The sequence below is a fragment of the Paenibacillus sp. 2KB_20 genome (assembly GCF_052115765.1).
Classification (GTDB): Bacteria; Bacillota; Bacilli; order Paenibacillales; family Paenibacillaceae; genus Paenibacillus_AQ.
Window position 1 is genome coordinate 88999 of sequence record NZ_JBFRHH010000018.1, and the last position, 12209, is coordinate 101207.

A 12209-nucleotide genomic window follows, 5' to 3' on the forward strand; every position below is an offset into this window, starting at 1 on the left:
CCCCTCCTTACCGGTAGCGAATGCGTGGATCCACTGCTGCATACAGCAAATCCACAATTAGATTAATGAAAACGAATATAAAAGCGATGATCAGAATGCCGGATTGAATCACCGGGTAATCGCGTGAGCTAATCGCTTCATAAATGTACCGTCCTACGCCTGGCCAGGCAAAAATCGTCTCCGTCAATACAGCTCCTCCCAACAGCGCCCCGGTTTGTAAACCGATGACGGTAAGCACCGGAATAAACGCATTTTTAAGTGCATGCTTGTAGACGACAAAAAATTGGGACAGCCCTTTGGCTTTTGCTGTGCGGACATAATCGGAATTCATGACCTCCAGCATGCTCGAACGCGTCATTCTGGCGATGACCGCCATTGGAATCGTACCCAACGCCACGCTTGGCAGGATCAGGTGTTTGATCACCGTCCACAATTGATCGAATCGTCCGGCGAGAATGCTATCAAGCAAATATAAATTCGTAACGGCTTCAACCGGATCCCGTTGATTCATCCGACCGATCGAAGGCAACCATTGCAGCTCGAGAGAGAAAATCCATTGTTCCATTAACCCAAGCCAAAAGATGGGCATCGATACTCCGATGAGCGCAACCAGCATACTAATGTAATCAAACCATGAGTTTTGTTTCCAGGCGCTTATAATTCCGGCATTAACGCCGAAAATAATGGCAAACGCCATAGCGGCAAACGTCAACTCGGCAGTCGCTGCCAAGTAAGGGGTGATTTCCTCGGCAATCGGCACCTTGGTACGGATGGATTGTCCAAGATCACCTTGGAGCAAATCTCCGATGTACGTGAAATATTGCTGGTACCACGGATTATGAAGTCCCAATTGTTCACGGAGAGCTTCCTTGGACTGTTCCGTCGCCTTTTGTCCCAGAATGGTTTCCGCCGGGTCACCAGGGATTGCATGAATAATGGAAAATACAATCATCGTCATACCGATCAAAACAGGAACCATGATGAATAATCGCTTTAAAATATAGGATTTCAAAATAATTCACCTGCCAAAGACAATGTGGTACAACCCGTTATTCAAAGTAGACGTTATAGTAATACTCTGTGCCGGTTGGTGCCGGTACGTATCCCTTCACATTTGCTTTGGCCGCCAGGAGAGGTGTCGTATGCACAAGCGGAACCCACGGAGCATCGACTTTTATGATGTCTTGTGCTTGTTTATACAGCTCTTCTCGTTTGGACTGTTCGGTTTCTTTTTGAGCGGCAATCAAAATCTCGTGCAGCTTATCATTGGCATAATAGCTGTAGTTGTTAGACGGAATGGCGTCTTTATCAAGCAGCGTGTACAGAAAGTTATCCGGGTCGCCGTTATCGCCCGTCCAGCCGAGCATAAAGATGTCGTCTTTCTCCCCGGCTTTTGCATCGTCCAGATAAGTAGCCCATTCTGGAGATTCGATCTTGACCTTTACCCCAATTTTCTCGAAATCGGCTTGAATGACCTCGGCTACCTTTTTGCCATCCGGCATGTACGGACGGGGAACCGGCATGGCATAGAACGTGTACTCATCAGGCAAACCGTTCGGGTACCCCGCTTCGGCCAGTAACTGCTTCGCCTTTTCTAAATCGTATTCATAATCCTGAATGCTGTCGTTATACCCCCACAGGGAAGGCGGCAATGGATTTACAGCCGGGATGGCTTGACCAGCGAAGAAGGCCTCAATAATCGCCTGTTTGTTGACGGCATGGCTTAATGCCTGCCTTACTTTTACGTCATCAAAGGGTTTTTGCTTAAGATTGAAGCCGATATAACCTACATTATTAGAAGGGCGTTCGATTTTTTGCAGATTCGGATTGCCTTCGAGCGTAGCCAAGTCATCCGGGCTCAAATCTTCCATCAGATCGATTTCCCCGCTTTGCAGCGCATTGAAGCGTGCAGAGTTGTCGGGAATAGAGCGTACAATCACTCTGTTTAATTTTGGAAGCCCTTCTCTCCAATAGCTTGGATTTTTCTCCAGAGTAATTGAATCGTTGCGCTTCCATTCCTTAAAGACAAAAGGTCCGGTGCCAACCGGTTCGTTTTTGAAGTTCTCCTTCTTCTCTTGAATGGCCGCAGGGCTGGCTATGCCGAAGGAGGTCATCGCCAGATTTTGCAGAAACGGTGCTTGCGGTTGAGTCAGCGTAAATTCAACGGTATTCGTATCGACTGCTTTCGCTTCTTTGATGATGCGTTTTCCGTCGGGGCCGAACATGGAGTCGTAGTAGTCGAAAGAGTCACCCTCAAATTTGTACTCACTTTTTGGATCCGACCAGCGGGTAAAGTTAAAGACGACGGCATCGGCGTTAAAATCGGTTCCGTCATGGAATTTCACGCCTTGACGAAGCTTGAAGGTGTACTTCAGGCCGTCTTCGGAAACCGTCCAGCTCTCGGCTAGTGAGCCTTGAACTTCGGTCGTTCCTTCCTTATATTCCAGCAAAGAGTCAAACACCTGATGCGTGATTTTAAGAGATTCGCCGTCTGTAACGATTGCGGGATCCAGGGATGCGGAATCGCCACCCCGCCCGACAATTAATGTATCCTGTGTGGACTGTGGCGGGTTTGCCGTTTCTGTTTTCCCCCCCGTATCCGTTCCTGTTGCACCGTTATTGCTGCTGCCCTTACTTCCGCTGCATCCGGCAAGGATAACAACGCCGCACAACATCAATGCCAAAACGACACTGCTCCAACTTTTCACTCTCATATTGTGGCTCCCTTCTTATTACAAAAGTATCTTTGTTTATATAAGGCCCGGACGACTTGTCCCGGCTATAAACCAGAAAGAAGAAAAGTGCTGCAACAATTGTAAGTTAATGGGTACCAGTCGGTCGAATTACACGGCTCTTCCGGTAGCATCCGATCCTGTGAACAAATGGCAGGCCGTCAGATGGCCAGGCTCCGTTTCCGTAAGCTCGGGGCGCAACGTTTGGCAAATATCCATCACCATCGGACAACGGGTGTGAAAAGCGCAGCCGACCGGCGCGTTTGCCGGACTCGGCACTTCACCCTGCAAAATAATCCTCTCGGTTTTGATATCGGGGTCAGGCTCAGGGACTGCAGAAAAAAGCGCTTTCGTATATGGGTGCTGCGGTGTTTCGTAAAGCCTGTTCTTCTCGGAAATCTCCACGATTCGGCCAAGATACATAACGGCGATACGATCGCAAATATGCTTCACCACGCTTAGATCATGTGCGATAAAAATATAGGTAAGTCCAAACTCCTCCTGCAGATCCTGCAGCAAATTGATAACCTGCGACTGAATGGACACATCGAGTGCCGACACGGGTTCATCCGCAACGATCAGCTTCGGCTGCAGCGACAAGGCCCTGGCGATGCCGATCCGCTGCCGCTGACCGCCCGAGAATTGGTGCGGGTAACGCTGGAGATGGCTGTGCGACAAACCGACGACTTCGATCAAGCGACTGATAAGGTTACTCCGTTCTTTTGCGTTCCCTACTCCATGCACGATGAGCGGTTCCTCCAATATCCGCTGGACGGTATGCCGTGGGTTCAGGGAAGAAAATGGGTCCTGAAAGACGATTTGCATATCTTTGCGTTGTAAGCGAAGCTCTTTGGGAGATAATGAAGTAAGATCCTGTCCATTAAACTGGACCCTGCCGGCCGTCGGTTCGATCAGCCGCAGGATCGAACGGCCTGCTGTCGATTTACCGCATCCGCTCTCCCCCACCAAACCAAACGTCTCTCCTTTCAACACGGAAAAGGAAACGTCATCGACTGCTTTGATCACTTGCTGCTCGGATTTTCCGAACCACCGCTTTCCCAAGGAATAGTACTTTTTCAGATGCTCCACCTGCAGCAATGTTTCACTCATATGACTTCCTCCTTCGGAGTTTCATGCAGCCAGCATCGGCAGCTGTGTGCCGCTTCGTATTCTTTCAGTTCAGGAAGCTGTTCGAGACACAGCGGCATGACATCCGAGCATCGCTCGGCAAAGCGGCAGCCCTTCATCCGGGTATTCAATATCGGCACATTGCCTGGTATGGAGAACAGCCGTCTGCGCTGCTCTTTCATTCGCGGAACCGACTTGATAAGGCCCCGGGTATAGGGATGGAGCGGTTTTTTGAATATATCGTGCACACTGCCTTCCTCTACAACCTTCCCAGCGTACATGACTGTAACGCGATGACACATTTCTGCGACGACGCCAAGATCATGCGTGATCAACATGACCGCTGTTTTATACTCCTCATTCAAGCATCGGATCAGATCGAGAATCTGAGCCTGGATCGTTACATCCAATGCGGTCGTCGGTTCATCGGCGATAAGCAGTTCCGGATTACAGGAAATCGCCATCGCGATCATGACCCGCTGACGCATTCCTCCCGACAACTGATGGGGGTACTCATCAATGATGGACTCTGGCCTAGCGATGCCAACCTTTCTCAGCATTTCCACAGTATGTACCCTCGCGTTTTTCTTACTAACCCCCCGGTGCAGGCGGACCGTTTCCCCGATTTGCTGGCCCACGGTAAATAGCGGATTTAGCGACGTCATCGGCTCCTGAAAAATCATGGAGATCGCATTTCCCCGAATCTGACGCAACTCGCGTTCTTTTAACGGGACGATATCCTGTCCCTTGAATAAGATCGAACCACCGGTAATTTTGCCTGGAGGCTGTGGAATCAGTTTCAAAACCGACAGCGATGTCACGCTTTTGCCACAGCCAGATTCACCAACGACGCCAAGCACTTCTCCAGGTCTAACATAAAGGCTCACACCATCGACAGCGGGAATTTCACCTCGGTCTGTAAAAAAGTGTGTGTGCAAATCTTGAATCTGCAAAATGGGTTGACTCATATCACAGCCTCTTTTCTGTAAAAAGATAGATTTAGCAGCCCTCCGATAGATAAGACATGCATGGAAGCACCTAATACAGAAGACAATCCTATGAAACTTTGAGTGAGTTGTTCCAGTCGATTCGACTTATCTAACCACAGCCTTTAACCTTTCGACTGAAATCAACATATTAATTGATCTGCGGTCAATTAATATGTCAAAATTTCTGACACAAAACTAAATATAGCTTGTTTGATATGTTACTTTACATCATTTTTTCGGGTTAGACAAGAAATATTTTCTATTTTTACTATGTTATGTTTAGGGTTTATTTAGATTAATTCCATGATATATAACAACTAATGAACTAAAAGCTAACAACCAAGCGTCATGATACTAGTGAATTCATTTGGTGAACATGGATTTAATTAATCAATTTAGATCATATCCTGTATTCCAGTGAGAAATAAAAAAAGTATTTGATCAGAGATCAAATACTTTTAGTCATTCAAAGATACTCTACCATGTAGCATTGGGGTGCCTGCGCATGGATTCAACCCTATGGGAATCAACCTGCAACCCCAAACTCCGAAGTGCCATAAGCACAGCGCCGGCAGCGGCCGATAATTGGGGGTTCCGGTATTCGTAATGTTTGTTTATGCCCGATTGCAAGCTGCTCATTAGTTTTGATTTCATATAAGCGCAGTTTATGACACTGCCGATCCCCGTTACCGATACATGATCTGACTCAAAGAATGAACCTAGAATCTCAACACCTACCATGATTTGCTTCATGGCTTCATCGCACACGCTCCGAGCTAATCGGCTTCCGACTTCAGCTGCAGTCGTGATAAGAGGAGCCATCTCCCCGAACTTCTTGTCTCGCTCTTGTCGATCTTTTATAAAACCCAAAGACGCCAACATTCGAAGTTGATCCCTATTTTCGACTCCCCAAAAGGATTGAATTTCGCGGACCAACGATTCATCGGATGGATGGATTTTCCCGGCCAATATTTGATACACAGCATCATAAGACAGAAATCTCGCAGCGCTGGCGGCATAATGATGGAAATCCACATTTCTAATAGGAATCTCTTGTTCGGTTATTCCCAGAATCATGGACCCCGTCCCCGACACAACAACGATTCCTGGATTGCCCATGAATGCACCTGCATGCGCGACAAGAGAATCGTTCACGTACCATTTCGGACAATCGAGTCCTTCAATAGCGGTTAAACGAGTTACCCACTCCATGTCTTGATCCGACTCGTAACCCGCTATTCCCGCATATAGACCCTTGACTTGATCTACGCCGCAGCTCGCCAGGGCAAGTGACGATCGTATGGTTTGTTGAACATTCTCGTGCGCATGGCTGTCTTTATGGATCGAGGAGGCTCCGCCAACGGCATAGGAGAGAACATTTCCATTCAAATCGCTGACCATGACGCGCGTTTGCGACCCGCCTCCATCAATTCCAATCACAACTTCATGCTTCATATCCAAAACCTCCCGGGTTTTTCATTGCTAACGGCTTATAAAGCCGGAGCTGACCCTCCATCAATATTGATGGAAGTTCCAGTAACATATGAGGCAGCATCGGATGCCATAAATACGATAACTTTTGCCGCTTCTTCTGTGTTTCCAATACGTCCTAGCGGAATATTGTGCCGCTTGTCCCTGGCGTACTGTTCCCATGTCAGTTCGGGTTCTTCCCGTTTCCATCGCTCTTCAAGCTGTGCGCTGCGGATCATTCCGATACACACGGTGTTTACTCTGATATGGTCAGGTGCCAGATCGCTACTCATGGCCTTGGTCATGGCTTGCCCCGCTGCACGGCTGACGCTGCTGGGCATGGACGCAGCAGGCGGTGTCTTGGCCCAGGATGTGGTTACATTAATAATCGCACCTCCGCCGGACTCCCGCATATGATGGACGGCTGCACGTGCAAATCGAATCGCACCAAACAGCTTGAGATCCAGATCAGATGCCCATTGTTCGTTCATCGATCAGCTCAAATGGCTTCGCAGCAGCGGTTCCGGCATTGTTCACCAGGATATCGAGCCGTCCGTAGCGACTGACGGTTTCGGTTACAGCTCGTATGCAATCCTCAGGTTTCGTAACATCCGCTGCGATGGTTAACGCTTCGGATTTCGATAGATGCCTGATATGATCAGCAGCAGCCATTAACTGCTCCTCATCTCTTGCACATATGGCAACTTTAGCCCCTTCCAACGCAAACGTAACGGCGGATTCAAGACCAATCCCCCTGCTCCCCCCGGTAATCAACGCGACCTTTCCATTGAGTCCCAACTCCATGATCCATCAGCTCCTTTATCTGGATTGCTCGAATTTTTGCCATTAGATAGCTTCAACATCAATTAGGAGTTTTCCTCTTTGTTCCATCTAATACGCTGCTGATCTGCACTACCTTTGTAAATGAGCGACATGGAAAGCCAATAAAAAAAGCCGCGATAAGCTCGCGGCTAACTTCACTTCTATTTGTCTCCAAAATCATGATTGGATTCCCTTCTTGCAAAATCCACAAACTGAAATTTATCCAATCGATGTCTTGATTCCGTGTACTGAAAAAGCGTGGTATCTTCCAAGTGGACGTAACCTCGGACCACGACGACATGGGTATCGCTTCCAAGATCCATATAGGACTGGTCCATCGTCGTAGCTCGTTCCACGGAGATGATTTTTTTCGAGTAACTGATCTTTAGATGGAGCTCCTGCTCCAAGTATTGATAGATGGAATCGCCCGTAATTTCTCTCGTTAAACCCGTAACGATGTCGGCAAGCAAATAATCCACATCGAGGATGATGCGCTCCCCTTCAATTTCCCTGGATCGGATCACTTTCCACACAAGCCGGTCCGGACGGGTTTGCAGCTCCTTCGCGATGGCGTCCCCGGCCGGAACGCATTCCGTTTCATACACAATCGTACGGCTCTTCCGGCCAATCCGCTCCGCCATTTCCTTATAACTGACAAGCCCCGTAACCGGGAAATTCATTCTTCCGGTATCCAGCACAAACGAACCTTTGCCCTTAACCTTATGAATATAGCCGTTTTGGGCGAGTAAATTCAGTCCCTTGCGGACCGTTTCCCTTGTAATTTGATAGGTTGCCGCAAGCTCGTTCTCCGAGGGCAGCTTGCTGCCAGGCTGCAAAGCGCCGGTTTCGATTTGGTCGGCATAGTCTTTATACAGCGTCCAATAAATGTTGTTCGTCATCCTTTATCACCATCAGTTATTGTACCATTTTCCAGCAGCCAATACATGTTACATAGGAACCTATCAGCTTCCATTACCGAGAGTCACCTGAAGCACTCGCGTTTCGCCAGGAAGCGCCTCGCCTTCAAACTCCGTGACGTTCTGAATGTGATCTTGCCCATCCGGAATAATGACCGGCGTAATGACCGGCAATCCGGCTTGCTGAATACGATCGATATCGAATTCAAGCAGCAACTGCCCTTTCCTTATCTCCGCACCCGTTTCCACATGTGCCGTGAATCCTTCGCCTTTTAACGAAACGGTGTTGATTCCGACGTGAATCAGGATCTGAATTCCGTTCGTATCCGTCAAAATAATCGCATGTTTGCTCTTCTTGATGAGATGGGCGACTTGGCCGTCAAACGGAGCATACACTTTACCTTCGGACGGGATGATGGCAATACCCTGGCCCATTTGTTTATCGGCGAAGGCAGGGTCCGGTACCTCTGACAGCGGAACCACTTTCCCTTTGATCGGTGCCATGACCTCTACTGCGTCTTGTTGCGCCGCTTCCATGGTTAGACTGTTTGCCGTTTCCCTCGACGCGAACGACTCGGATTGAAGACTGCTGTTCGATTCCGTTTTAACAGTTTCGGCTCTTCCATCTATGCCAGCAGCATTCCCTTCCGTTGCATATCGAGACTGCTTGGACAACTGGTAACGCCCGAAAAGCAATGTCCCCGTGAACGGAATGACCAGTACAATCGCCATGCCGATGAAAAAGACGCCCCACTGGTTAGGGAATATGGACAGGAATCCCGGAATGCCCCCCACGCCGATCGACGAAGCCAGAACGTTGTTCACGGCCAGAAGCACGCCGGCAATCCCGGATCCAATCATACCGAAGATAAACGGATACTTATAACGAATGTTGACCCCGAAGATGGCTGGCTCCGTTACCCCCAAGAAGGCAGAGATGGAAGATGTAACGGCAAGTCCTTTGGCCTTCTGTTCCTTCATGATAAACATCATGGCTAGCGCTGCGGCCCCTTGCGCAATATTAGATAACGCCAGCATCGGCCACAAGAACGTTCCCCCTTCACTACCGATGAGCTGAATGTCCACCGCAAGGAACGTATGATGCATCCCCGTAATGACAAGGAGTGCATACAGTCCGCCGTAGATCAGGCCACCCAAGGCTGCAAAGGAATCAAAAATGCTGACAAGACCTGAAGTGAGGACGTTACCGATGGAAAACGTGATTGGTCCCACCAGAATGAATGCAAGGAACCCGGTCACGAGCAGAGCTACTGGCGCCACGACAAGCAGCTTAATGGAATCATGCACCCGTTTGTTCAGAAACTTCTCGATTTTGGCCAAAATATAAGCGGAGACAAGAACAGGCAGCACCTGGCCTTGATAACCGATTTTCTCCATTTCAAAGCCGAACAGATTCCAGACGGGAACCGTGCCTTCCAGCTTGGCATCTGCATATTGATAAGCGCTAAGCAGATCCGGATTTACCAGGATTAGGCCTAGTACAATCCCAAGCAGCGGGTTGCCACCAAACTGTCTTACTGCCGACCATCCGATCAGGACGGGCAGGAACGTAAAGGCGGTGCTTGCAATCAGATTGATGATCGAGGCTACGTCCGCCCATTCGGGATGGACCTGAATCAATGATTGTCCTTCATAGAATATGCCCGGTCCCGTTAGCAGATTGTTAATCCCTAATAATAAACCTGCCATGACGATCGCCGGCAGAATCGGTATGAAAATATCCGCAAGCGTTTTAATTGCACGCTGAAGCGGATTTTGCTTTTTGCTCGCAATGTTCTTCACTTCATCCTTCGATACTCTCGCACCGCCGGTGATATCCATCATTTCATTGTAAACCTGGTCAACAAGACCCGGTCCGATCACAACCTGAAACTGTCCCTGGGACGAGAATTGCCCCTTCACCAAATCGTTCTCATCTAGGGCTTTGGAATCCACCTTGCTGTCGTCCACAAGGGCAAATCTTAAACGGGTTACGCAATGCGTAGCGGCTTCGATATTGTCTTTTCCACCGACTGCCTCGACAATGCGCTCCACGTTTTTGCGATCAAGGGCCATAGCTCTTCGCTCCTGACATTATGAATTTAGTTGTTATGGATAAGCCACATATAGGATGCATACGGTCGAAGTGCAACCGTTGGAGTAAGTTCGGGTTCTTCCGTTGTGTTGCCGATTAGCAGCTGAGCCCATCGGATTTCTGTCAGATTCACTATCTTCTTCTCAGGAAGTTCGAACGATACGTCGCGATCACTGAAATTGGAAATCACAACAAGCGTCTGCTCCTTGTTCTTTCTGGCATACGCATAGATTTCGGGATGGCCTTCATCCAGGCGAACATATTCACCGTCCGTCATCACCGGAATGTTCTTTCGCATTTCAATCAGCTTCCGATAATGATGATAGATCGAATGCGGATCTTCCACTTCAGATTGCGCATTGATCAGCGGATACCGCTCATCGATCTTGATCCAAGGCGTCCCCGTCGTAAAGCCGGCTAGATCGCTGTCATTCCACAGCATAGGCAATCTGGAGTTATCTCGCGAGCGTACCTTGACGATGTGGGCAGCCTCCTCCGGCGTTTTACCCTGTTCCTGGAGAATGGCATACATGTTTAAGGATTCAATGTCCCGGAACTCGGATATATCATTCCAGTTCGGATCAGGCATCCCAATCTCTTCGCCTTGATATACATATGGCGTGCCTTGCAATCCGTGCAGCGTCGTAGCCAGCATTTTTGCACTTTCCGTGCGGAATTCACCATCATTGGTGAACCGGGTCAGCGCGCGCGGCTGATCATGGTTGTTCCAGAACAGGGCATTCCAGCCGCCCCCCTTCTGCATGCCGATTTGCCAATCGGAGAGCACTCTTTTCAACTCCTCGAAATCATAAGGCTTCAGCTCCCATTTTTGCCCGTTGGGATAGTCTACCTTCAAATGATGGAAGTTGAACGTCATGGAGAATTCGTTCTCCTGCGGGTTCGAGTAACGAACACAATGCTCCAGGGTGGTGGAGGACATCTCACCCACCGTGACGAGATTATAAGGCTTGAACACTTTTTCGTTCAATTCCTTAATGTATTCGTGCACTCTCGGTCCGTCCGTATAAAACCTGCGTCCGTCGCCCGGCGCCACGGAACCGTCATCATCGGGATAAGCGGGATCCTTCGATATGAGATTGATAACATCCATCCGGAATCCGCTGACGCCCTTGTCCGCCCAGAACGTGAGAATGTCAACAACCTCCGCCCGGACCTTCTCGTTCTCCCAATTCAGATCGGCCTGCGTCTTGTCAAACAATGTCAAGTAATATTGCCCTGTCCCCTCGTCATACTGCCACGCCGGGCCTCCAAACTTGGATTGCCAGTTATTCGGCGGGCCGCCGTCTTCTGCGGGATCCCGCCAGATGTAATAGTCGCGATACGGGTTATCGCGTGAGGAAACGGCTTCTTTAAACCATCGATGCTCGGTCGAAGAATGATTCACGACGATGTCGATCATCAAATGCATGTCTCTCTTTTTTAATTCGGCAATAAGTTCATCGAAATCGTCCATCGTCCCGTATGCAGGATCTATGCTACAATAATCCGCGACATCGTAACCGTTATCATTTTGCGGAGAAACATACACCGGCTGGAGCCACACAATGTCGATGCCAAGTCCCTTTATATAATCAAGCTTTTCCATGAGCCCGCGTATATCGCCGGTACCCCGGCCGGTCGTATCGTTGAAGCTCTTTGGGTAAACCTGATAAACCGTCGAAGTTCTCCACCAATCTTGAGATTGGGTTCCTGGGTTCTGCATGTAACTGGGTCCTCCTCGTCATCTTGTATATACAGGTTGCATATAGGAAAATCATATACATGTATATACAGGTTGTCAACCGTTTAACAATTAATACCCACTTCCCGGACGTTTCGACTACAAAAATAACAAATTAATTGGAATATTCTTCTGATATCACATAAAAAAGACTCCTTCAAGGAGTCTTCAGATTGTCGAGAAACCCTGTGCTTTTTTCAAAGTACAGGGTTTCTCCCTTTTTAAGTGGTCACTTCAACAGGGAAAATGGGGGATTACCCCCTGTTTTCCAGGCGATCCAGGTGGATCGCTATCTTCTTCATGTTTTGTACGGTT

General features: G+C 48.7%; 8 protein-coding genes and 1 pseudogene. All 9 read right to left on the reverse strand.

The window, feature by feature from the left end:
• Window positions 1-7 precede the first annotated feature (7 nt).
• The 9 genes and pseudogenes from AB4124_RS30610 to treC all read right to left on the reverse strand — a co-directional run bounded on the left by AB4124_RS30610 (window position 8) and on the right by treC (window position 11876).
• A complete protein-coding gene (locus AB4124_RS30610) occupies window positions 8-1012 on the reverse strand; it encodes an ABC transporter permease (RefSeq protein ID WP_430107389.1) in 1005 nt (334 codons plus the stop codon).
• 37 nt (window positions 1013-1049) lie between these two features.
• Window positions 1050-2714: an ABC transporter substrate-binding protein gene (locus tag AB4124_RS30615; protein ID WP_076323259.1), complete on the reverse strand. Its 1665-nt coding sequence runs from the start codon at window positions 2712-2714 to the stop codon at window positions 1050-1052.
• 129 nt (window positions 2715-2843) lie between these two features.
• The gene (locus AB4124_RS30620) at window positions 2844-3842 is read right to left on the reverse strand and encodes an ABC transporter ATP-binding protein (RefSeq protein WP_441975174.1); all 999 of its coding nucleotides are present in this window, start codon (window positions 3840-3842) and stop codon (window positions 2844-2846) included.
• Window positions 3839-4828 (reverse strand): ABC transporter ATP-binding protein, encoded by a 990-nt coding sequence (locus AB4124_RS30625; RefSeq protein ID WP_430107383.1) that lies wholly within the window; start codon window positions 4826-4828, stop codon window positions 3839-3841. Before AB4124_RS30625 ends, AB4124_RS30620 begins: the two co-directional genes overlap by 4 nt.
• Window positions 4829-5326: 498 nt before the next feature.
• Complete coding sequence (locus tag AB4124_RS30630; RefSeq protein ID WP_441975175.1) at window positions 5327-6304, reverse strand: N-acetylglucosamine kinase; 978 nt, start codon at window positions 6302-6304, stop codon at window positions 5327-5329.
• A 35-nt stretch (window positions 6305-6339) separates the two neighbouring features.
• Window positions 6340-7123: pseudogene (locus AB4124_RS30635) on the reverse strand (SDR family NAD(P)-dependent oxidoreductase).
• A 179-nt stretch (window positions 7124-7302) separates the two neighbouring features.
• Window positions 7303-8040 carry a trehalose operon repressor gene (treR, locus tag AB4124_RS30640; protein WP_009592969.1) on the reverse strand — a complete coding sequence of 246 codons (738 nt, stop codon included), beginning with the start codon at window positions 8038-8040 and terminating at the stop codon, window positions 7303-7305.
• A 63-nt stretch (window positions 8041-8103) separates the two neighbouring features.
• Window positions 8104-10134, reverse strand: a complete 2031-nt coding sequence (gene treP, locus AB4124_RS30645) for a PTS system trehalose-specific EIIBC component (protein WP_441975176.1) — start codon at window positions 10132-10134, stop codon at window positions 8104-8106.
• A gap of 26 nt (window positions 10135-10160) precedes the next feature.
• Complete coding sequence (gene treC, locus AB4124_RS30650) at window positions 10161-11876, reverse strand: alpha,alpha-phosphotrehalase (RefSeq protein WP_441975177.1); 1716 nt, start codon at window positions 11874-11876, stop codon at window positions 10161-10163.
• Window positions 11877-12209: the final 333 nt, after the last annotated feature.